The sequence below is a fragment of the Flavobacterium hibisci genome (genome assembly GCF_020026925.1).
Classification (GTDB): Bacteria; Bacteroidota; Bacteroidia; order Flavobacteriales; family Flavobacteriaceae; genus Flavobacterium; species Flavobacterium hibisci.
Map to the genome: position 1 here is coordinate 69,191 of NZ_JAIQDW010000016.1, position 24,729 is coordinate 93,919.

Here is a 24,729-nt window from a genome sequence, read left to right on the forward strand (position 1 = left end):
AATAGTGAAATCATTTTTTAACTATATAATATTCCTTCATCTGTATGCTTCCTTTGAAATAGTTCTTCTATATCTACCATCGGGTTTATTTGCTTTTGGACTTCGGTTTTGGCATTCTTTACATTCTGTTCAGCCACTTCTGCTTTTTGTCCGTGTTTATCTACTTCAATACAATCAGCACCTCCTATAGGACAGGTGGCTTTACTGTCTTCCAGTAATATTTTTCCTTTATTAGACAAGATAACTTTTTCATAAAAACCACTCCATTTTGTAATTACTGCCTGACATGGCAGGTAATCGCCACTTCCGTTGGGTTGCATTTTACATTTACCAAAAGTATTTTTCTCAAGTGTCTGCCCAATTTCTTTATCTGTGGCTATGAGTTTATTTGCAGCATCTTTGTCATTCGCATAATGCTTACTATGCGTTTTTACCTTAAGTTTATCTAACTTAGGTTCTACACTAAACTTACATTTTACGGTCGCTCCTTGTACCACTACATGTTTTGCACTCATAACCTTACCTTTTAGATGTTAAAAAAATTACTCTCCTTTTATTTTCAATTAGTTCATCTTTTTTTTTCATTTTCAAAAGCTCAATTTCAATTGTTGTTTTTATGGACTGAACTTTCTCAATATTGCATTCGACATTCATTTTCTCTATAGTATAAGTATCCGAATTTAGAAAGTAAACGGCACTATAATTCACTTTTAAATGGGCATTTCCATATAAAAAACCAAACCCAGAATCTGTATAATTTCCTTTTTGCTCTATTCTAATATAACCCGCGTCATCTAAATTGGGAGCCATTTTATGCTGTACTCTAAATACGGATTCTGTTTCTTTTTGTAACGGAAATGACAAATCTTTCTCAAATTCATAATCAGCTGTATAACCTATATGAATACCATTAAAAAAAGCCCTCAAAAAATAATCCGAACGTAGTGAACTCAATACTCTCTCTGAACTCTCAAGTGTATCTTCTGTATGTTTTATATACTTTTCTACTACTTCACCTTCATAATAATCTAAAATTTCACTTTTAATTTTTCCCCAACGACTTTCTATTTCAGCATGGTTATAAATATCAATCCATTCACCAAATTCATCTACAACAATTTTTAACGGATATAAAACTTCTGCGGTTTTTACAGCCAATCCGTCCATCATGGTGTCAGGAATTCCACCATTTACGTAAACAACTGATGCTCTGCTAATTTCAAAAAGATGGTACTTGTTTTTATCCGAAGCAATCCATTTTACACTCATCTTCATTTCTGTAACATCAATCTCGTCTCCGGCATCATAAGTATATTTTACTTTATAAATTTGGTCGACTTGTTCAGGCGTAAAAGGCAATCTGTAATTTTTTCCTAAATTGACTTTTTTAGGCTTTTTATTAACTTCTTCATCTTCATTTCTGGTTGGCGCCAAAATCAAGAACTCCAGATGCCTGCTAAAATCAGCTTCTATCAAATCTGAAATATCACAATACATATTATGATACCGTCTGAGTTCTTGTGCATCGAAACCTAAATCAACTGCCACACTTTCGAGCGTATCGCCTTTTTTTATTTCATAAAATCGGTGTTTGGTATATGCGGGTTTCTCAGATTCTTCTATATAATACATTGCTGAAGTGATTTCAAATTACAGTTATTAATTCATTTCTGCTTTTGCTCCATAAACAAATTCAGGATCTTCTGACTTGCTTTTTTTGTTTATTTCAACCTTTTTTTCTTTTTGTCGTTTACAGATTATAACCGAGTTTTCTGTAATTCCATTCATTCCTAATGTGTATTTTGCATCTACATATCTCGCTGGCTGATACCATTTTGGCTGAAGAAAAAACACCCAGTTGCAATTTTCTCCTTTATACTTTAATTGTATTTTACTCTCTGCATTATGTTTATTATATCCTGTAACCGTATGATAAAACAAAGCCCCAAAATCAATTCTTACTGGTCCTTTTGATCTGATAGACGTATACGTTTCGCTATTGTCATCTTTTTGAATTAATAAAGTAATCAACAAAAGATCTTTCATTTCTACATTCTCTACTACTGGAAAAGGGTTCTCTCTTTCTGGAATTTTCCATGTGACATATTCTTTTGGAGGTATCTGCATCATATAATTAAAGACGGCGTAAATTCCGGTAGGAACTATAAATACAAGAAAGTGTGAACACATCAAAAAAGTAAGTCCAATACCACTTAATGCCGTATAAATAATGATAAACAATACACTCGAATAAAGCATTATCAAACACGAAAACAGCAATTCATTAGCAACCAGCTTTTGATTAAACTCATTAAAATAAATGCGGTATAAGTAAACATGAAGCGTTCCGAATAGTAAAGAAGCTATCTGGTAAAAAAGGAATTCATCTGATACTTCAGTAAATAATTTGTTGTAGCCTAAAAAACCAACCAAAGCATAAATAAGTACAGCTGAGAAAATATAGATATAAAATTTCTTTTTATATTTTACTGCAAATTCTTTTACTTTATCACTAAAAACCATTGTAAGCAAAATACTTACGGCTATAATTACAACCAAAAATACAATGAGCCTGACATCAATAAGTGCTCCTAAATGCTTTTTTACCATTTCTACAATCGTGTTGAATAGCCCAACACAGGCTCATTATTAAAATTAAACTTTTCTGTTTCGTTGTTTATCAACAATACTATTTTTACCTCTACTTCCATCGGAAAAAAATGTTCGCAAAAGCAGTCTATAAACTTTTTTATATCTCCTTCATTAATATAATTATGAAAGGGTTTGTTAATTATCGGTCCAATTTCTATGGTGACATTCATAGAATAATCGGTATAATTTTTTCCGCTGATAAAATCGACTCCTAATCTGTTTTCGCCTAATATAATCTGCTCACCTTCTTCACTAAGTTCTTTTGATGTTGTGGTTTCAAAATTCACTTTTTCTTCTATAATCGTTGATAAACATTTACATGCCAAATCAATATCGCCAACAATTTTATACGCATAAGGCAAAAGCCTGATAAATTTTGAAACCAATACTGCCGGATAAATATGCGGCAGGCCCCAAAAATCATAGAAAAACTCTAGCGACTTACCTGAATTGAGTTTGTATAAAAAATCTCTTTCAACACCTTCTATTTTGGTTTTGTAATGAAAAATTTCATTCTCAAAAGGACTAAAAAAAGTACGTGCTTCGGCTTCCTGCTTTTTCTGGTGTTTATGTTCCCTGATCATCTGCTGGACAGATTTATCAGCATTGTTCTCTTTTAAACTGTGTATATACCCTTCTGGCAGCGTATCATAAATGCTATCTCTGGACAAGAGTATAGTAAGATATTCGCGTTTATCGTAATTATCATCTTTAATACCTGCACCTAAAATATCACTTCTGAAAGCTCGTGAAAACTGTCCCTGATTAGAAATCATAATTTCGTCCTGAGCAACGGCAGTATTCTCCAGAAGCTCATTAGCGATTACTTCAGCCCTTATGTCGTCTGAAATATTCTCTATTTCCCGAACAAGATCTTCAAGATTCATATTATTTTTTCTTTGTGTCCTCATTGATTCTTCCTGCTCCTATGTATCGCAACTGAAAATATTCGTCGTTAAAATTATAAATCGCCATTCCCTTGCTTGTACATGCCAAAATCCTGTCATTATGGAGGTATATCCCAACATCTGAAATTGGATGATCCTTATCGTATCTGAAAAAAACCAAATCTCCTTCTGCCAAAAAGCTTCTTCCGGTAAAAATCTGTATTGATTTTGATTTCCACATACCGGCAGGGTCTTTAGGAAGCGTAACTTTATAAATTTCACTGTAGAGTGACTGAACGAAATAAGAACAGTCAACACCTGTGCTGGAAAAACTTTTTTCTTTATAAGGGGTATTCACCCAGGGATCTATGTATGAATATAATTTGTAATTCGTAATCTTGTTTGGTATGACACCCAGCACTATAGAATATTTTTCTTTTAAAGCCAGAATGGCATCACTTAAATTCTCTGAATTATCATTTACAACTGTTTTATTACTCAAACCTGAATCCTCCATTTTAGCCTGCTTTTTCAATGTTTCCAAAGAATAATCATATTTAAAAGGAACCTGAGAAATATATTTCTTACTACTGCATCCTACACCAAAGAGCATAATGAGCACTAATACAATTGTTTTATTCATAAAAAAATACTTATTGTTATGCCATGTAATTGATGGCAATGATAAAATCATTTATAACTTATTAATCTTTTCGGATCAGGAACTGACTGAAGTGGTATTTGTCAGTTGATATGTTTTTTACTCGTGAAATAATTCCTTTCACAAATATTGAGGTCGCAAACCTAAGAAAATATTTTGTAAGAATTGTTATGAAATTTATAAAAATTTACGGTATTTTTTTTACAATTTTAAAATAATAAAAACTACTTTTGCCAGCGTCTTTATAAAAAATATCTTACTTAATTATTAGCCCCCGAAAAAAAGATGAATAAAAAAAATATCGATATCAGGGTTGTATTTTTCTTTGTGACCCTACTGTTAATTGGAATTATTGCTTTTATAATTCAATTTTTTAACCACGTTGATTGTGAAGATGTACGATTTTATGTTTTGGCAGAAAATCCAAGAACCGAGGAATCCATTGAGTTTTTTGATAAGACACCAAATGCAAAATCATGGAAGTGGGATTTTGGTGATGGCTCTGAAACTGATGTAAGAAAACATACCTTTCACGTTTATAAAAGACCTGGAAAATATCTAATTACCCTGACCATAAACGGGGAATGCATTCATAATAAAGAGATTACAATTAAAGATAAATATCTAACTGACAAAATAGGAACCCCTAAAATTATTGTCTCAAAAATTATTACTGCAGGACAGCCTACCTATTTCAATTCAGAATCTGAAGATGCTAAAACCTGGGAATGGGCTTTTGGAGAAAATAAAGGCATTGATGATACCTCTGCTAATCCTGTATATACCTTTTCTACACCAGGTGAAAAAACGGTTACCCTTGTTGTTAACGGAAACTTTGGTACAGTGGCAAAAAAAATTATTTACGTACATCCCAAAGTAATAAAAAAAACAAATCCGCTTAATCTGACTTCTTACGAATACGAAAAAAAAGCAGAAGCTTTTTCACTGCCAAGAGGTGCCGCAAAAAAAGACCCGCTTGAGGAAATGCTACAATACGTGCCTGTAGCTCCTAAGACTAAAACACAAAAAGACAGCATTGTAGCAATTAAAAAAGCACCTAATATATCTGAAGACCAATTTGAAATTTTACTGAATAAAGTGGCTGAAGGAAGTAAAGTAAAAGATGATTTTTCAGAATATTTATGCGATGATTTAGATATTCCTATTGTGAAAAATGACACTGATTTATTGACATTTTCTCAACTATGTGCCTCCATTAAAGGAAAAAAAATAAGAATCGAATCTATTCGTCTTAACAAAGACAAACAAAATAATTGCATCAAAGGATTAAATATTAGTTATAAAGTAAAAAAATACCTGATCTGGTCTAAAGATTAAATAAGGATGGAAGAAAAAAATATTTTCAGTACAGAATTACTCAGTGCATTTGAAATTGCTAAAAAAATTGCTAAAAACAATTCAAATAAATTTTACTCTGCATCACATTTGTTAAAAGCCATCCTGAACCGGGATTTATCTCTATTAAAACGTCTTGAGGCTATAGGCAAGGATGTTTACTATCTTGATGAATGGGCTGAAGTCCGTATGGAAGATGAGCCAAAAACAACAAATATTTCCGATGCTGAACCAAGTGATCTGATCGATGAAATTATAAAAGAAGCAGAATCGGTAAGTGGAATTTTAAGTGAAGATGAAATTAGTCTTTATGCGATATTAGTCGCTTTGAGCTCTCCGGGAGTTGGTTTTAATTTCGACCAAATGAAGACCTATCCTATTTCCCGAAACGAATTATTAGAAAATCTTGCAATAGCTGAGCCTAACGTTAATAATACTCATCAGGAAGTAAAAAAAGGTTTCCTGAGTAAATATTGTATCCACAAAAATGCTGAAAAAAAGAAAAGGATTTTGGCGATTGGCCGCGAAACAGAGTTAAATACAATGAAGGAAATCCTGTGCCGATTTTCTAAGCCTAATATTTTATTAATTGGTGACAGAGGTATCGGAAAATCAATTTTAATCGATACACTTGTTCAAAATGTAATTACAAATCAGGTCCCTGAGGTATTAAGTAAAATACAGCTTTTTGAACTGGATTTATCCACACTAATTGCAGGTGCATCTTACAAAGGCGAAATCGAAGACCGGTTAAAAAATTGTATTCAGGAATTAAAACAATTTCCTAAAGCAATATTAATTATCGAAGAAATCCATACTCTACTGGATAAAAACGGAGGCGACTCGGGGGTATCCAACGTGTTGAAAGGCGAATTATCAAAAGGATTAAATATCATTGCCACTTCTACAATTGAAGAATATTCCAAAAGAATTGAAAAAGAACAGGGGCTTTCAGGAATGTTTGAAATTGTAAAATTAGAAGAATCTAATGATGAAACGCTATTCCGAATGATTCGCGAATCGATAAAACCCTATCAGGAGCATCATAAAATTCAAATTGATAACGAGACCATTACAGAATCAATCCGATTATCAAGAAGGTATTTAAAAGAGAAAAGCCTGCCGGAATCTGCCATAAACCTTATTGATCATACCATGTCCGTTTTAAAGACATCAGGTGAAACTTATTTAAAAGAAAAACAATCCCTTTTGGATAAATTATCGCTTTTAAAACAGAATGAAAATGATTTACCTGAAGATGAGTTGCTAAAAGAATACCAATGGTTTCTTTCTGATCTGATTCGTAAAACAACATTTTTAATGATTACAGATGATGAAAATGAACCACAAACTTTTCAAACTTCTGAAGCTATTCTTAAACATATTGAAGGCCTTATCCATATCCTTGAAGAGAGAGCACTTGATAAGCGTATTCATATTGAAGCTTTTGATTTATCACTTATAATTGCTCAAAAAACAGGTATCCCTGCTGGTAAACTTAAAGAAGAGGAAAAACAAAAGCTGAATACTATTGAAGATGTTTTAAACCGCAGGGTAATAGGTCAGGACCATTGCATTGCAACAGTTGCAGGATCAATTTTAGAATCAAGATCCGGATTGAGCAAAGCAGGACAGCCTATTGCATCCTTCTTCTTTTTAGGTCCAACTGGAACAGGAAAAACAGAACTAGCCAAAAGTCTGGCGGAGTTTCTTTTTCAGGATGAAAATGCGATTATCCGTTTTGACATGTCTGAATTTAAAGAAGAACATTCAGCAGCCCTGCTTTATGGAGCGCCTCCGGGATATGTAGGTTATGAAGAAGGCGGACTACTGGTAAATAAAATCAGGCAAAAACCGTATTCTATCGTTTTATTTGATGAAATCGAAAAAGCACATGCCTCTGTTTATGATGTTTTCCTTCAAATTATGGACGAAGGAAAATTACATGACCGACTTGGAAAAGAAGGCGATTTCTCTAATGCCATTATTCTTTTTACTTCAAATATCGGGTCAGATCATATTGTAGAAACCTTCAATAATGGTCAGATTCCAGGTTCATCTTCGCTAATGGAAATCATGGCTAATTATTTTAGACCGGAATTTTTAGGGCGATTGACAGAAATTGTACCTTTTGCGCCTATCAGCAAAGAAAATGCTTTAAAAATATTTGAAATCCACCTCAAAAAAGAGTTTTCTGATTTACTCCAAAATATAAAAATCGAAGTTGAAATTCCAATGGAAACCAAACTTCATCTTGCAGAAAATGGGTATAATGCCAAATATGGTGCAAGACCTATAAAAAGTATCATTAGAAGTCATTTGCGAAGACCTTTGGCAAAGAAAATAATTTCTGGTGAAGTAAAAGATGGCGATAAAATGATTGTTGCTGTAGAAAATGGAGAAGTCAAATGGATTAAAGAAGATATTTTGATAGTATAAAATTTTAAAGCATGGTTTCTAAAATCATGCTTTTTATTTTTTTTCGAAAAAAAGCACCGACTACTCTTCATACATCTCCATCCATAATCTTGTTTCTTCCAAATCCAGTTCCTTCTCAATTTTTCTGAAAATTTCCTCGTTGACAGCACCAGATTTATGCATTGACTCGAGTTTATTTCTTTCTACATTAAGTAAATCGATTTGCAGTTTAGTAAAATCATTGAAGATCTCACCTCCTATCAGATTTCCTTTTCCGAAAAAATTGGCCGGAAGTTCCGTTTTCTGAAGACGATTGAATTTTACCTCATATTTGCTCTTGATATTGTGGAGTAAGTCATCATTGATCAGAGAGAAATTATCTTCGATATGGGTAATCGTCTGAGAAACGATTATATTTCGAACCTCATATTCTTCTGCAAGAATGGAGTATTTTTCAATTTTCAATTTTTTTATCAGCCATGGCAAACTAAATCCCTGAATAACTAAAGTAGAAAGTATGACACAAAATACCAGATAAATAATGAGGTTTCGTAAAGGAAATTCTTCTATCTCGTTCATCATTAGCGGAAGTGCCAAAGCAGCTGCCATCGATACCACACCCCGCATTCCTGACCAGCCGAAAATAATCATGTTCCGGTAATCGAATTCTTCCTGAAGCCGAATCTTTTTACTAATTATCCTGGGGAGCAAAGCTGCGGGAATCACCCATAAAAAACGCACCACAATAACGGTGACACTCACCAGAAAGCCCCATACAAATAACGACCAGCCGGAATAATCTTGAATTCCTGACATAATCTGGCGCAACTGCAAACCAATTAAGACAAAAATCAATCCGTTTAAAATATTGGTTAAAACATTCCAGATTGTTCCTGTCATTATCCTGCTTTCATGCGAGAAAATCGTACCCGATCTTGCGGAAAGAAAAAGCCCGGTTGCTACTACTGCCAGAACCCCCGAAGCTTTAAAGTGTTCTGCAATTAAATACGAAGCAAAGGGCGTCAGTAATGTTAAAGTAGCTTCGATAACCTCATCGCACACAAACCTTTTATGAATAAAGCTCATGATATACCCTACAAGCAAACCAATAGCGATTCCCAGAACTGCCATCACGACAAAATTCAATCCTGCCTGCCATAATACAAAATTCCCGGCTGTAATAGCTGTCAGTGCATACTTATATGCCACCAGACCGCTGGCATCATTTAAAAGACTTTCACCTTCAAGTATTGCAATCAATCTGGGATGTAAACCCAGTCCTTTTGTGATTGAAGTTGCTGAAACCGCATCAGGAGGAGAAACAATTGCCCCTAAAAGAAAAGCCAACGGCCAGGAAATATCATCAATAAGCATGTGGGCGACAATTGCCACTGCAACGGTTGTAAAAAGCACTAAACCCACTGCAGCCAAAGTAATAGGCCGAATGGCCTGTTTAAAATCAGACCAACTGGTGTACCATGCGGCATGATATAAAAGTGGCGGAAGAAAGATAATAAAAACGACTTCAGGACTTAGGGCAATTACCGGAAGTCCGGGGATGATACTAATGATAAGCCCACAAATTACCAGCACAACAGGAATAGGAAAATTGTATCTTTTGCTTATGAGGCTTAAGAATGCAACCCCAAATAGTAGCATAATAATTATGGTAATATTTTCCATTTTTACTGTTGTTGGTGTATTATTTAAGAGCACGAATATACTATTTTAAAACTTCGGGCACTATTCGTTCAAAATTTTATTTAAGAAGATAATTTGTAAAATAAAGTAATGCATTATATGATTTCGTATGCTAACTGAAGCTCAGTATTTATTTTTAGTAACATTTAAAAATCCACGAGGAATAACCCAATGCCTATTATTGGTGAATGACCCTTTAGATTACTTCCGTTTTTGTTATAGCTATTCAACTACCTCACTACTTCTTTTTGTACCTTGAAATTTGATAACAAAAACAACCTTATCTTATAAATGATTTAGTCCTGCTGCTGTTATTTTTGAATTTCCAGAGTTGGTTAATTTAATTAACGAAACCAACGTAAAATGTTTTTAAAAAATACAACTGTCAAATTAAAAGATACATTATATGAACTCCATTTTTAAAAAAAATCAGGAAGTACGCCAAGAGTTTGGCGGTCCTGTCATGAAGGTAATTGGTTTTGAACCTGAACTGATTGAAAATGTTATTACCCAATGGGAAGATGAGGAAGGAACCATCATAACCGGAAAATTTATGGAATCTGTACTTGTACCGGCAGCTGAGTAACTGGAAGTAAAATTCCGCTTTACATCATCTGCTTATCCTTTATTCTTCCGTATTTCGTTTACTTCCCTCTTTACATCTAAAATTAATTCTTTCAAGTCCTGAATTTCATTCAATTCCTGTTTTTTGTCTGTGCGCCCTATATTGCAGCGGTATTCCCAGATTTCGATAATATCTGAGAGCCTGACTTCATAATTTGGATAGAAATTATTGTCTGATTCTAAAACCAAAGCGTTCTTTTTATTTTTATTAAGACGCTTGTACACCATTCCTTCATTTTTTGTAATGAGGATGTAGGTTTTGCCGTCCTGTACATCTCCCAGCCTTTCGACATAGCGCCCTACAATGATGCTTCCGTCTTCGTGCGGTGGCATTGAATCCCCTTCAACGGGAAAGCCTCTGTGTTTGCCTGGTCCCAGAAAAGGAAGTGAAATTTGCTGGAGACTTTCAATATATTCGGGATCTGCGTAGCCATTGAGATAACCCGCTTTTACTTTTTGAGTTACTACTTCAATATAATTTTCTCCCTGATGATCTACCATAATCGGCAAAACCAACCTGTTATTTTCCAGTTTTAGTAAATGCTGGATATCTATTTTACGGATATCTACCGAAAGCAGCAAATCAATACTCATGTGATAATAACGGGCTATTTTCTTTAAAATTTCATAAGGAGCCTCAGAAGTACCATCTTCATATTTGACATACCTGCCTCTCGTAATCTGAAGATTCTCTGCTAATTTTTCCTGTGAGATTTTTTGCCTAACCCTTAAGACCCTGATGTTATCTGAAAATAAGGACATATTTTATTTGTTACAATTTATAACTACAAATATAGAAAAAATTGTTACTACCTGTGTTAATTTTGTATTTTCCAAAACAATGAAAATGACGCTTTTTAATGATACCGAATTGTTTTCGAGCGGTACAGGAGGCAAAAAACAGTTTGATGTTCCTGATGCTGACCTGCTTTTAATCGACAATTTTTTTTCGAAAGAAGAGTCTGATTATTATTACACTACCTTACTTCATCAAACGCAGTGGCATGAATATGATATGCCTATGTATGATAAAATAGTTACCGCACCCAGAATGATTTCCTGGTATAGTGACGACAATTTAGATGGAAGCGAATCCAGTCAAAGCTGGCCGGCTGAACTGCAAGTAATCAGAGAGCGCGTAGAAAAAGAAACCCATATACAATTTAATGCCGTACTGCTTAACCTTTATCGAAACGGAAAAGACGGTGTGGGATGGCACAGCGACAAGACCAAAAGCAGCAACAAGGACATGGACATTGCCTCTGTTACCTTTGGAGAAACCAGAATATTCAGGCTGAGACACAAGTTTCGAAAAGAGATTCCGCAAATTGAGATTCCGCTGCATCATGGCACATTTTTACTGATGGCAGGCGCTACAAACAGTTTCTGGCAGCATCAGGTTCCTAAAACCTCCAGAGATGTACTAACCAGAATTAACCTTACTTTTAGGAGGATTCTTAAATAATTAAGGCACACAAAAACCTTACTAAAACTCTACTTTTGACAATACTCCAGCAAAGAAATAAATGTTTATAACTTCCATTTCTACTTTGCCATAAAATTGCTGTATTCTATGATATAACACCCTATAATAGCGTTTTTGCATCCTTTTATTAATATTAAAAAACATGTTAAAAAAAAGTTTAAATTCTCTATTTTTTCCTGTTAAATTTATTTTATATTTGACCGCCGTAAAATCTATTATAATAAGTCTTTCTTTACAAAGGTTACTGTGCAAAGAATCACTTGATATCACTTAACCTGTCTGCAATTGAAAAAAACTACCCAAAAGTTCACATATTCCTTTTTTTATATTATTTTATTTATCATTTCTGGCACTTTTGCCCATGCAAATGATACTATTACTGCTCAAAAAAAACAATCACTTTTATTAAAAAAAATACCGCAAAAAGAGGTTTCTTCCCTTAGTCCATCTTCGATATCGGTACCAGCAGAAAGTGAATTTACCAGTTCTTTTATTCAAAGCCATTTCCCAATTTCAGCCCAAACCAGCAATGACCTAGGCAAGGCGATGTCTACCTGTGAAGAAATTGACAAGAACATGAGCCTTCTGACGGATTTTCTGGAGCCCAAAAAGCTTTCAACCCTGCCGTTAGGAATCAAAAAAACAATTGGCGGCATACAATATCTTTTAGGGATCAGCAATGCCAAATTTACTCCGGAATATACTGAATTGACCGCTTTTGTAAGGATTACTCTTCCTCAAACTGATGAAACAGGAAAACAAAAGCAGTTATTTTTTGGGGCCAATAATATCAAACTTTCCCATAAAGGCGGCTTGGTTGGCGCTACTAATCTGGTTTTACTTGGCGATGTCCCTATAAAAATCAATGGTGAGAATTTGTTGCTGATTTTAAAAGGCGGCATGGAAATGTCAACCGGCGAAGTAAAGAATAAAACTTATGTAACTATAGATTGTAACGGCTTTAAGGAATTGGGACTGGAAGCTGATGTTGTTTTTTCGAGAAATTTATTAGAGCCGGTCGATGCCAGTTACAATCCTCTTCCTACTGAAAAAAGAGTTCAGGCTTCTTTTAAAACTATTGTATCGAACTGGAATGATATTTTAGTAGAAATATCACTGCCTACTTTTCAACTGACCAATTATAAAGGAACCTGTTTTGAACTGAACAAAGCCGTAATTGATTTCAGCGACCTTCATAATTCCAGTTCTATTGTCTGGCCCAAAGATTATCAAAAAGATTATCTGGTGCCCGGAAATGAAAATTTATGGAGAGGATTATTTGTAAGTTCGTTAAAAGTAGTCCTTCCTTCCCAATTCAAGGAGAAAGGAACCGATAACCGACTTACATTTAAAGCAACCAATCTGTTAATAGACCGAATGGGTGTATCCGGAAATTTCTCTGCCGACAATGTTCTGGATTTAGGAAAAGGCAGTGCTGCAGGATGGCAGTTTTCTGTTGATCATATTGAAATGGAATTCAGGGCAAATTCACTAATGCATGCCAAATTTAACGGAGCTATTGTTTTACCGTTATCTGATAAATCTAAAAAATGCGCTGCTAAAACACGTGGTGAAATTTCATATAATGCTCTTATTAATCCTGTTGACGATGAATATTTATTAAAAGCGGAAGTAAGCGAAAATGTCTGCTTTCAGGCGTTTAAAGCTACCGCCCGATTTGACAAGGGATCTTACATCGAGTTAAAGATAAAAGAAGGCAAATTTTTACCGAAAGCTTTTTTAAATGGAAGCATTACCATAAAAGGAAGTAATAAGCCAAATGCTGATCAGGAACCCGAAGCTTCCGGACCTCCATTATCTTCAATGGGGCTACCGATGGCACAAGCTACCCAAACTAAAACCACTACAACAACTCCAACTCCAGCTCAAGCAGTAGATGAAGATGAAGATGAAAAAGGTGCCGTCGCTTTTCAGGGCATCTTATTTCAGGATTTAGAATTACAAACGGTAACCCCCATTTTCAAAGCGAAATACTTTGGCTATAAAAATGAGGCTGAAACCGATCCTAATTCTTCTAAAGTAGCCAATTTCCCAATCACGATCCATGAGATTGCCCTTATAGCTGATGATGCATCCGCATCCCTAAAAATAGATTTATCTGTTAATTTGATGAAGGATCAATTTAGCGGGCGGACAAGATTTAATGTCGTAGGTAAATTTGGAAAAGACGATGGCATACAAAAGTGGAAATTTTCTCATTTAAAATTTGAACGGGTAGATATTGCTGCCGACTTAGGCGGTATGAAATTCAAAGGAAGCATTGAAATAATGGACAATGACCCTGTCTATGGCAAAGGTTTTAAAGGATCACTAAAAGCTGATTTTTCAGGAGGGATATCTGTTGAGGCCAATGCTATTTTTGGTTCTACCACTTTCAGATACTGGTATGTAGATGCTATGGTGGATAACCTGAATATCCCGGCTGGCGCTATTACTTTTAAAGGTTTTGGCGGTGGTGCTTATTACCGAATGAAAAAAGACGGTTTTAGCAACCGGTTTGCTGCTTCAGGCTCTAATTATGTTCCTGATTCCGAATCCGGTCTTGGGGTAAAAGCCATGATTAAATTTGCCGGAACTGCTACTGCCGATGCTTTTTGGGGAGGTGCCGGTTTTGAAATCGCCTTTAACAATCATGGTGGTGTAAACAGAATCAGTATTTACGGAGAAGGCCATGTAATGCAGCCATTTGAAATACCGGGTGCAGAAGAATTGCAAGGCGCTTTAAAAGCTGTAGCAGAAAATGAAAGCCTTATGTCAAAAGTAGCTTTAGAGGCTCTAAAAACATCTAATCTATCAGAAGCTGCGGCTACGTTATATCCAAATGATGTAAAAAGCTCTATGGGAATCAATGCTTTTGCTGCTATTGAATATGACTTCAAAGCCAAAACTTTACATGGCTCATTTGATCTATATATTGATACCCCCGGTGGTTTTATAAAAGGCCGTGCATCCGGAAATAGAGCCGGATGGGCTGTTTTACATTTTGGTCCGGATAAATGGTACATACATATGGGAAAACCGACCGACCGATTAGGTATTAAATTAGCCATAGGATCAATTGAAGTGGAAGCCGGTGGTTACTTCATGCTGGGTGACGATATTCCGGGCAGTCCTCCACCGCCTGCTATTGTCGCGCAACTTTTGGGAGTTGATGCTTCCAAACTGGATTATATGCGTAATGAAAATATGATTGATTCAGGAAGAGGATTTGCGTTTGGTGCAGATTTTAGCATAAAAACAGGGAATTTAAGCTTTTTAATGTTTTACGCTAATTTTCAAGCCGGATTCGGATTCGACATTATGGTAAAAGATTACGGAGACGCTGAATGTAAGGGTTCCGGACAAATTGGCTTAAACGGATGGTATGCCAATGGGCAATCTTATGCATACCTTCAAGGAGAACTGGGCATCAATATTAAATTGCTTTTTGTACGCAAGAAAATCTCTATCATCAAGGGAGGAGGCGCTGTTTTACTACAGGCCAAACTACCTAATCCGTTATGGATACGCGGTTACATGGCCGGCAAATTTAGTATCCTCGGAGGAGCGATACGAGGTAGTTTCCGATTTAAATTACAGTTTGGAAAAGAATGTGAATTTATAAATGCAGATCCATTGGCAGGATTAAAATCTATTGCTGACATTACCCCAACGGAAGGCTCAAAAGATGTAGATGTTTTTGCAATTCCACAAGTTGCCTTTAATATGCCTGTAGATAAAAACTTTACACTCGAAGATGATCAGGGAACCAAAACATACCGACTCAAACTTGAAGAATATACCATCAAAAAAGATGGTGTTCCGGTTATTGGTACCATAAGCTGGAATACCACCAAAGATTTACTAAGTTTTAATGCCAGTGAAGTTTTGCCTCAGAATTCTAATTTGGTCATAACTGCCAAAGTAAGTTTTCAGGAAAATGTAAACGGAACCTGGAAAACCATTATGGATCAAGGTCAGGTTGCTATGGAAAATGAGGTCCGAAACTTTACTACAGGTGCAGCACCTAAAAATATTCCTGTAAACAATATTGCTTACAGTTATCCTGTATTTGACCAAAAGTATGTATATCAAAATGAAAGTAAGGAAGCTTATATCGTACTGAAACAGGGTCAGACTTATCTGTTTGAATTAAAACCAGGTCAATCCCAACAAGCTATATATAAAACCGGAAATAAAACAACCAGCACTGCTATCCGATATAATTCTGATTTGAAAAAAGTAATTGTTGATTTACCTGTATTGGAACAGGCAAAGCCTTACAATTTATCGTTAATGACACTGGAAAAACAAAATGAAGCCAATGGTAATTTAACCGAAAATTACCAGAGTCAAAATCTGGCTGACAATAATAATGTGGATGTAAAAAACAATGAACTTAAAGAAGTTGTTTCCGGTGCAGAAGCTATTGAGTTGGTACAATACAACTTTAACACCAGCCAATACAATACTTTTCAGGAAAAGATGGCTGCCAAAAAGCCTAAACAAACATTAGTGGAAATTATCTATTCTGATGTTCATGCTTTACAATCCTTAAACAGTTCTACTGAACCTTTTGATGAAGCAGAACTTATTGGTAATTCGAAAACTTTATTTCAACCACTTGTAAGCACGGAAGCTATTTTAGACAACAATTATTACAACAATGAAATTTATCCTCTTATCTATCAGGGATATCCTCTTGAAGCTGATTTAAAACTGAATAAAAGCAGCAATATTGCTTTGGGGGTCCCTCCTGTAAAAGGTGTAGAAACGATGGCCTGGTATCAGGATTATATTTTTAACAATCCAACCAGTTTCATGCTTAAGGAATATCTTCCCTATCGTTATAACCTGCCGTTTTACTATAAAAATGATTTTATTGATTTAAGATATAAAATCGTAAACAAATATCTGAATACCTCTAATCAGGCTATGATAGCGAAATATAATTACATCATTAACGGTGAATTTCCATATTTGAAAAAAGGCAATTACAACATTAAACTGAATTATACACTTCCCGGAGGTCAGGCAGGAACAAGTTCTATTTTTACTTTCAACAAATCAAATTAAGCATGAGATCCCTATTTTCAATCCTATTCTTTTTTACAATAGGCTTTACCAGTTTTTCCCAAAGTAAAGAAGATACTATAACTGAAAAGAAACCCGAAATTCAAGTTATAGCCAGAGTGCAAAAAGACAGAATCTTATTGCGATGGGCTGTTACGACCCCAATTGCCTGGAAAAAATTAAATACTTATGGTTATAGATTAGAAAGATATACCGTGACGCGTGACAATAAAACCTTAACGCAACCTGAAAAATTGATTCTTGCCAAAGTTATAAAACCTGAACCGCTAGAATCATGGGAAAAAGTTATTGAAACTAATGATAATGCCGCTATTATTGCACAGGCTATTTATGGTGAGAGTTTTGCTGTAGAAGGAGGTGGTACTATTCAAAACATTGTAAACCTTTCTGAAGAGAATGAACAACGTTTTACATTTGCCTTATTTAGTGCTGATAAAGATTTTGAAACGGCAAAGAAGGCCGGTCTGGGTTTTGAAGATAAGACTGCCAAACTAAATGAAAAATATGCTTACAGGGTTGTTTCAAATGTTCCGGAAAATGAACTAATTATTGACTATGGCGGAATATTCGTGGGGCTTAAAGAATATGAACCCCTACCAAAACCACTTGATTTTACGGTCCACTTTACAGACAAAAGCAGTATGCTTAGCTGGAATTTTAAAACCTTATCACAAGTGTATGGAAGTTATTATATAGAACGCTCCACAGATAAAAAGACTTTTGAAAGAATTACTGATAAACCCTACACCTCCTTAAATCAGGAAAATGCCAATAACAACCGTATTTTCTATGTCGATTCTATAGCCAACAACAAACCTTACAGTTACAGAATACAGGGAATTTCTCCATTTGGTGAATTAAGCCCTTATTCTGAAGTTATTACCGGAAAAGGAACTACCATTTTGAAATTTGTGCCTCATCTAAAAGTGAAGGATTTTAAAGATGATACAACTGTTACCTTAACATGGGAATTCCCGGTAGAAGGTGATGCTGAAATTTCAGGATTTGAATTAAACCGTTCTGACAGTGATGATATCAACTACACCACAGTTGTAAAAAACATACCGGCAAAAAGTCGTTCTGTAACGTATAATAAGCTTTTATCAACCAATTATTTTACTATTACTGCGATAGGTAAACAAGGGAGCAACAGAACTTCTTTTCCCATGCTTGTACAGCCTGTAGATTCTATACCACCTTCAAAACCTATCGGATTAAAAGGTGTAATTGACAGTTTAGGCATAGTAAAGCTAACCTGGACTGCAAACAAAGAAAAGGATTTGTTAGGGTACCGTATTTACAAAGGAAATACTCCTCACGAAGAATTCGCTCAGATTACAGTAAGCCCACACGAATCTATTACTTACGATGATAAAGTACAAATTAAAAACTTAAACCCTAAGGTATATTATAAAATAATTGCAGTAGATAACCGCTATAATATGTCGGATTTTTCAGAAGTACTAATCATCAAGAAACCTGATGTAATACCTCCTACTTCACCTATATTTTCAGATTTCGAAATAAAAGAGGGAGCGGTTTTCCTGGAATGGGTCAACAGCCAGAGCGAAGATGTTGTCAGCCATCAGTTATACAGAAAAGAAAATGACCAGAAAGACTGGGCACTTATTCTGGATACCAAAAACAAGGAAGAAAAATTTCAGGATAAAACCGTTGTTGAAGGCAATACCTACCGTTATGCCATTTTTGCCAAGGATGAGAGTAATTTAACTTCTAAAGCATCACCCGAAGTCGCTATGTTTGTGCCAAAATATTCAGTAATGCCAGCTGTAAAAGGATTTTTTGCGCAGGCTAATAAAACGACCAATACTATTGATTTGTCATGGGAATATGCAAATATGGAGGTAAACAGTTTTGAAATTTATAAGGCATCAGATACCGAACCTTTGCAGCTAATTCAGGTACTTAATGGAAAAATAAAACGTCTGTCTGATCCTACTATTACCATCAATACCACTTATAAATATGGTATAAGAGCGGTGTATAAAGACGGAAGGACCTCTAAAATGGATTTTTTTAGTTTAAAATTTTAATCTATGAAAGAACTACATTCTACTTTTCTTTTTTCTCATGAAGGAAGTTTTACGGTCAGACTTATATTATTGAAGTAAACAGACAAATATAACTGATAAAATAGCAACAGATATATTAGTATTTATAGTTGGAAGATGATTAATTATTTTAAAAGATAAAAAAATAATTAAATTGACATTGACCAAACAACAAATTAAATATGATAAAAAAATTATTCTTCTTTTTGCTTATTATGGCTAGTATTATTCTTCAGGGGCAAACTAAATATGGGGTTTTAATAAAGACTACATTGCGTCCCGCTGAGAGTTCGGAAAGTCTTTCCGGAAACCATGACATATTTATAGGAAATACCAGGATTAATAAAGGCCCCTATTCTAAAGATATAATAGTTGTAGAATATGACTTTATTAACATAATAGATAATCCAACTTCTATTTCATGCCTGTCCACAACAAGTGATAGCGATGGGACTATAAATTGCATTTTTTCAACATCAATTCCATATAATAAAGCAACTTTTACCTATGGTATTATTAATGCTTGTGTTGCATATTCAGAAATATATGGGATTTATTTGACACAACCTTATGATACAAATATTTGTAAAGAAAAAACAATTACTTTAAACCATGGTTGGAATTGGCAGTATAGATTTGATGAAGAACCATGGTCAGATTTTCCAAGTGCATTTCAGGCAAAAACAAGTATTTCATTTAAATTAACTGATTTAGCCAATCCTGATGGAAAGAAAAAAATAAATATTAAGACGGGGTATTTACCTAATTTTTCAGACGTGATAACTTATGATATTATACCATGTTCTCCAGCATTAGAAATTAACCCCCCTCTAACTTCAAAAACTTTATGCAGTAATGAACGTACAGGAAGTGTTACTTTAAAGTTTAAAGAAAAACTAAATGACGATGAACAATTATTTTTAAATTTATTTAAGAATTCATCTACTCCAATTTTAATAGGTAACCTTTTTGTTCCCAAATCCTCAATAATAAATAATGAATTTACCTGGACAGGATTCGAGAAAGGTAATTACATAATAAAATATCAGGCACAAAGTATTTCTGATAATTCAGAAAATTTAAATTCCAGTGTAGTAGTTACTGATGAATTTATTATAGAGAGTCCTACACCCTTAAAATTTGAAATAAAAAAAGCAGACAACCCAATATGTTTTGGAGACCTTGCAGAAGTTTCTATCGCTGTAACCGGCGGAACAGGAGATTATAAATTTTACGTCGACGGAGTCGAAAAGACAACCCCAAAACCGGTAAAAGAAGCAGATGGTTATTATCATATCAGAGGATTAATCCCTACAGCAGTAAATAGTATTAAGGTAATGGATGGAAATAACTGTATTGAGAAAACACTTTAGTTTATGAAGAAACTTTTATTCCTTTTTGTTTTTATAAATTCTTACTGGACATTTGGGCAGCTTACTTATACTTTTGATGTTGAGTATTATGCTTGTGGAGTGTCTTCCAATTATTGCTCTCCTAATTCAACTTCAGGCAGTTGGTATTACAGCAATGAAACCTTTAACTCCTATTTTTGGAGTTTTGGATCCGCCGGTGAGGATTTTCGAGGAAGCAGGGATACACCTAGAACAGGAACTTATACAACAACTATCGACAATGAATTTATGCTCTGGTATCATTATGATTATGACAATTCTTTTAATCCCATAGACTCTAAATTCCCTGGAAGAAATGTCGAGACACAATACAGTCGTTATTATTGGCCTGGCCAATATCCAAATCCACATTCTGATCTATATTATGGTGAAGCGAGGGGCCGTATTTTTTATCAGGACAGACATATTAACTGGAATTATGAAGTTAGATATACAGGATCAAACACTTGGGGCACTGACACCTATGATGATTTAATTATAGAAGTTCCGTTTTCAAGAGTATCGGGTTCAAATTGCTATAGTCGCATTCCTTACGGGAATGAAAATACAATTGCAAGTGATCCTTTAGATCGTGATTATTGTATAGAATGTTCTATTATCACGGGGGGCATTGCTTATGATGGTGTTGATGATACTCCGGACGGCCATATTACAATAAGTAATTTCCGCCCCAACGATTTAGTCATCTCCCGAACAGATAAAAATTCAACAAATATAATAGCAGGTGAACAAATTACACTGGAAGCCAAAACACCTGCAGCAAATACCACTAATTTATTCCCTGCTTTTGTATATAACTGGCAGTACAGCACTGATGGTGGTATTTATTGGCATGATGTTCCTGACAAGTTAGTCAACAATCTTAAAATAAACAAAACCAATAAAACCATGTTTACCATGCAGGAGATGCTTGGTGCCGGACATACGTCTGTTTTTGGTCCTATCGATTTCAGGCTGGGATATGGAACGGGAGACAGGTCTTTTTGCAATATACTACATTTTAATTATGACCCTGGTGCGCCTGTAGTAACGGGAGTAGAATATGTTGCCCCTAAATGCAGTGGTGATCCCGTAACAAGCCTTGATGTATATTTCAGCCGAAAATTAGAGGCTGGAGAATCTTTATGGCCTGTGCAAATTGTCCGTTATCCTAAAGAATCCCAAGACCAGCCTAAGTTGTCACAAGATGTGGTAACCAATCTGGTTTATGACCCAATAAAAGGAAAATACAAACATTCCTTTATTATTACAACTGTCAATAACAAACTCATAAATAATACCACCTATGCTGTAGAATACCAAGGCATGGTCAATGGGGTTGGAAGAGGTTATCTTCTTTCAGAACAACCATTTGTATATCAGGATCCAGAGCCGCTTACTTTTACAATTAGCCCCACAGATCCTTTATGTCATGACGGAGAAGGAGGTTTGACAATAAACGTTAAAGGAGGCTCCGGAAAATACTCTTATTCTTTAGACGAAGGAACTAAAATTCCGTTTACCGTTACAACAGTTGAAACTTCAACCACGACAAACAATATTATGACTATAAGCCGATCTGCCAGTCAGCCACTGAGCTTGTCTGTAACCGATGCTAAAAAGAGTTATAAAATAAAAGTAACTGATGAGCATGGCTGCATCGAAAAAACGCTTTAGTATATGAAAAGACTTTATTTATTGCTAGTTATGGGATTTATTCACTATAGTTTTGGACAAACATACAGTTTTGATCTCTATTATTCTGTAGCAACTCAAAAATACTGTTGGCAAGGACAATATGGATTTTCTGTTCGTGGAGGTACTAGCAATGCAAAAATTAGTGAACAAATAAAAAATAAGATTCATTATGTTGAAGATGTATACGAAGAATATTTCTCAGTCCCAAACTACAATCAATTCAAAATAACGATAAAATCTACTTGTTTCTCGAATAATGGAACATCTAGTTGTGATGGAGATGAAACAAGGACTGTTTCAGCAATTTTTTTAATAAAAAGCGGTTCAGTTACCTTAAATCGATGTGTAGATGAAAGTCTCAAAATAAATAATTTTAAACCAAACATTATCATACAAAATCTGAATACTAAAAATCCTTCAGAAGTCTGTGCAGGTTCACAACTAGAATTAGCTGCTTTTCCTGAAGGGTTTCCCGACGAAGCTTATCACTGGCAATATTCTCTCGATAACCAGACAATCTGGATTGATGTACCAAATAAAATGGTAAACGGAATGAATATAAATGATACAAAAGTGTCTAAGTTTACTGTCTACGACATTTTAGATGAAGTACATGAAAATTATTTTGGGAAAGATATTTATTTCAGAATTGGGTATGGTGACAGACCATTTTCTAACAATGTGATTCAAATTAACTATTCGGCGTGCGGCCCAACTGTTTCAGAAGTTTCTTTTAAAGGACCTCCATGCAATGGTGATATTGTTGAATCGTTATCTATAACATTTAACGAGAAACTGAATACTGCAATAAAAGAACAAATAGCTTCACTTTCTGTAGTTGATGTTGAAGATGATTCTAAAATATTTATGCAGATTCCAGAACCAATATCATATCCGGATGACACCAAAAAATATACATACACCAGTTTTCAACAATTAGAAAACGGTCATACCTATAGGATAAAATATCAGGCACAAATACCAAATCCTAATGATGCTTCAAATCCTATTATGAGAGGTGTTTTGTATTCTCCGGAAGAATTTAATTTCAGGTATACTGAACCCGCCCCTTTAAAATTTGAAATAAAAAAAGCAGATAACCCTATCTGTACTGATGATCTTGCAGAAGTATCTATTGCTGTTACCGGCGGAACAGGTGGGTATAAATTTTATGTCGATGGTGTAGAAAAAACAAGTCCTAAACCTGTAAAGGAAGCTGACGGTTATTATCATATTAGAGGATTGGTTCCAACAGCCGTAAATAGTATTAAGGTAATGGATGAAAATGATTGTATTGAAAAAACACTTTAGTTTATGAAAAAAATTATACTCTTATTTTTTGTTTTTTGTTTTAAAAACTTAGTGGGGCAAACTCTTAGTTATAGCGCAACTGCATCCTACAACTATATTACTTGTACCGGTTCTGGACTTAATTGTTCTAATAGTTCTGTTAATTATAGTTTTAGCGGTGCACCAGGACAAGATCAAATAGTTAATTCCAGTAATAGGACAGTTACGAAAATTTTTAATAATATTCCATTAGCCAATTCTTATACATTTACTCCTTCCGGAGGTTATTGTATGACCAATAATGGCAGTGTACAGGTTGCTCAATATCCGAGTACTCAAAGCGCAGGAAATTTGATAGCTAATGCCAGCACTAATCTTTTAATATCAGGATGTTTTGGAAATGCATTTTTCAGCGGTTTTACTCCTAATAATATGAGCATACAAAATTTAAGCGCAACCAATGATGTTTGTGCAGGTGAAAGATTAAACTTAGCGGCATTACCCAATGGATATCCTCCAGAAGCTTATAACTGGCAGTATAGTCTGGATAATCAGGCAACCTGGATAACTGTTCCTCAAAAAATAATTAATGGTATCTCAACAAACCGAACTACTAATTCTAATTTTTCTATTTATGATATTTTAGGAGCTGATCACATTAATTATTTTAGAGCTATTTATTTTAGAATAGGATATCCTGGCAGACCTTTTTCGGCAAATACAATCCGAATAAATTATTTGCCGTGTGCTCCTTTAATTACAGATGTTAATTACGAAGGTCCAAAATGCAATGGTGATCCCATACAAAAATTAGAGATTACATTTAACAGACCATTAGATGCTACAAAAAGTGAAAGTTTATATCAATTGTATGTTAGAGAAACTACCAATAACCCACCGCCCATTAAAACAACTCCTATGTTTTCAATGAGTAATATAACATATCCTGATGAATCTAAAATATATTCTTATTCTAATATATCAAATTTTACGAGTTTAGAAAGTGGACGTGAATATGAAGTAATATATCAGGCTCAAATAAAACATCCTACTGATCCTAATCCTACTGTAAGAATATTAAAAGGGGTTTTAGTTGGGTCAAAACCTTTCACGTATAATGATCCAAAGCCACTCACCTTTAAAGTCATAGCAGATAATCCAAAGTGCCATGATGGCAAGGTTGATATAACCATTGAAGCTGATGGCGGCACTCCTCCTTATTTTTATAATAACCTAAATGGAGAAACTGAAATTATCAACGGAGTAACACACGTAAAAAGAATACGGTTTGATTCATCAGACAAAAACAAAAAAACCGTAACCATACAACAAGCAGAACTAAAAGAGTACAACATCAAAGTAACAGATTCAAATAACTGCATTGAGCAATAATCCTAAG

Annotated in this window: 17 protein-coding genes; 10 read left to right on the forward strand and 7 right to left on the reverse strand. The window is 34.7% G+C overall.

Annotated elements, in window-relative coordinates; translation table 11 throughout:
- Positions 1 to 17: 17 nt before the first annotated feature.
- Genes K8B81_RS15850 through K8B81_RS15870 form a run of 5 tightly spaced genes read right to left on the reverse strand, consistent with a single transcriptional unit; the run spans position 18 to position 4,182 of the window.
- Positions 18 to 515 (reverse strand): DUF4280 domain-containing protein, encoded by a 498-nt coding sequence (locus K8B81_RS15850; RefSeq protein ID WP_223682535.1) that lies wholly within the window; start codon positions 513 to 515, stop codon positions 18 to 20.
- A gap of 4 nt (positions 516 to 519) precedes the next feature.
- Positions 520 to 1,632: a peptidoglycan-binding protein LysM gene (locus K8B81_RS15855; protein ID WP_223682536.1), complete on the reverse strand. Its 1,113-nt coding sequence runs from the start codon at positions 1,630 to 1,632 to the stop codon at positions 520 to 522.
- 27 nt (positions 1,633 to 1,659) lie between these two features.
- A complete protein-coding gene (locus tag K8B81_RS15860; RefSeq protein ID WP_223682537.1) occupies positions 1,660 to 2,610 on the reverse strand; it encodes a TssN family type VI secretion system protein in 951 nt (316 codons plus the stop codon).
- A 2-nt stretch (positions 2,611 to 2,612) separates the two neighbouring features.
- Complete coding sequence (locus tag K8B81_RS15865) at positions 2,613 to 3,539, reverse strand: type VI secretion system baseplate subunit TssG (RefSeq protein WP_223682538.1); 927 nt, start codon at positions 3,537 to 3,539, stop codon at positions 2,613 to 2,615.
- Between the two features lies 1 nt (position 3,540).
- Positions 3,541 to 4,182, reverse strand: coding sequence for a C40 family peptidase (locus K8B81_RS15870; RefSeq protein WP_223682539.1), 642 nt, complete (start codon positions 4,180 to 4,182; stop codon positions 3,541 to 3,543).
- Between the two features lie 303 nt (positions 4,183 to 4,485).
- On the opposite strand from K8B81_RS15870, the gene K8B81_RS15875 reads away from it, so the two are divergent.
- Positions 4,486 to 5,538: a PKD domain-containing protein gene (locus tag K8B81_RS15875; RefSeq protein ID WP_223682540.1), complete on the forward strand. Its 1,053-nt coding sequence runs from the start codon at positions 4,486 to 4,488 to the stop codon at positions 5,536 to 5,538.
- 6 nt (positions 5,539 to 5,544) lie between these two features.
- Positions 5,545 to 7,995 (forward strand): AAA family ATPase, encoded by a 2,451-nt coding sequence (locus K8B81_RS15880; protein ID WP_223682541.1) that lies wholly within the window; start codon positions 5,545 to 5,547, stop codon positions 7,993 to 7,995.
- A 60-nt stretch (positions 7,996 to 8,055) separates the two neighbouring features.
- Here the strand turns inward: K8B81_RS15880 and K8B81_RS15885 are convergent, their stop codons facing one another.
- Positions 8,056 to 9,657, reverse strand: coding sequence for a Na+/H+ antiporter (locus K8B81_RS15885; RefSeq protein ID WP_223682542.1), 1,602 nt, complete (start codon positions 9,655 to 9,657; stop codon positions 8,056 to 8,058).
- A 424-nt stretch (positions 9,658 to 10,081) separates the two neighbouring features.
- Here K8B81_RS15885 and K8B81_RS15890 point away from each other — a divergent pair, with 424 nt between their 5' ends.
- The gene (locus tag K8B81_RS15890; RefSeq protein ID WP_223682543.1) at positions 10,082 to 10,261 is read left to right on the forward strand and encodes a hypothetical protein; all 180 of its coding nucleotides are present in this window, start codon (positions 10,082 to 10,084) and stop codon (positions 10,259 to 10,261) included.
- Positions 10,262 to 10,293: 32 nt separating this feature from the next.
- On the opposite strand, the gene K8B81_RS15895 is transcribed toward K8B81_RS15890, so the two are convergent.
- Complete coding sequence (locus tag K8B81_RS15895; protein WP_223682544.1) at positions 10,294 to 11,061, reverse strand: XRE family transcriptional regulator; 768 nt, start codon at positions 11,059 to 11,061, stop codon at positions 10,294 to 10,296.
- An 85-nt stretch (positions 11,062 to 11,146) separates the two neighbouring features.
- Here K8B81_RS15895 and K8B81_RS15900 point away from each other — a divergent pair, with 85 nt between their 5' ends.
- From K8B81_RS15900 to K8B81_RS15930, 7 genes are all read left to right on the forward strand, one after another.
- Positions 11,147 to 11,764 (forward strand): alpha-ketoglutarate-dependent dioxygenase AlkB family protein, encoded by a 618-nt coding sequence (locus K8B81_RS15900; protein ID WP_223682545.1) that lies wholly within the window; start codon positions 11,147 to 11,149, stop codon positions 11,762 to 11,764.
- A 306-nt stretch (positions 11,765 to 12,070) separates the two neighbouring features.
- Positions 12,071 to 16,861: a hypothetical protein gene (locus K8B81_RS15905; RefSeq protein ID WP_223682546.1), complete on the forward strand. Its 4,791-nt coding sequence runs from the start codon at positions 12,071 to 12,073 to the stop codon at positions 16,859 to 16,861.
- A 2-nt stretch (positions 16,862 to 16,863) separates the two neighbouring features.
- Complete coding sequence (locus K8B81_RS15910) at positions 16,864 to 18,933, forward strand: fibronectin type III domain-containing protein (RefSeq protein ID WP_223682547.1); 2,070 nt, start codon at positions 16,864 to 16,866, stop codon at positions 18,931 to 18,933.
- A gap of 200 nt (positions 18,934 to 19,133) precedes the next feature.
- Positions 19,134 to 20,324 carry a hypothetical protein gene (locus K8B81_RS15915; RefSeq protein WP_223682548.1) on the forward strand — a complete coding sequence of 397 codons (1,191 nt, stop codon included), beginning with the start codon at positions 19,134 to 19,136 and terminating at the stop codon, positions 20,322 to 20,324.
- Positions 20,325 to 20,327: 3 nt separating this feature from the next.
- Positions 20,328 to 22,019 carry a SprB repeat-containing protein gene (locus K8B81_RS15920; protein ID WP_223682549.1) on the forward strand — a complete coding sequence of 564 codons (1,692 nt, stop codon included), beginning with the start codon at positions 20,328 to 20,330 and terminating at the stop codon, positions 22,017 to 22,019.
- A gap of 3 nt (positions 22,020 to 22,022) precedes the next feature.
- Positions 22,023 to 23,351, forward strand: a complete 1,329-nt coding sequence (locus K8B81_RS15925; protein WP_223682550.1) for a hypothetical protein — start codon at positions 22,023 to 22,025, stop codon at positions 23,349 to 23,351.
- A 3-nt stretch (positions 23,352 to 23,354) separates the two neighbouring features.
- A complete protein-coding gene (locus K8B81_RS15930) occupies positions 23,355 to 24,722 on the forward strand; it encodes a hypothetical protein (RefSeq protein ID WP_223682551.1) in 1,368 nt (455 codons plus the stop codon).
- Positions 24,723 to 24,729 lie beyond the last annotated feature (7 nt).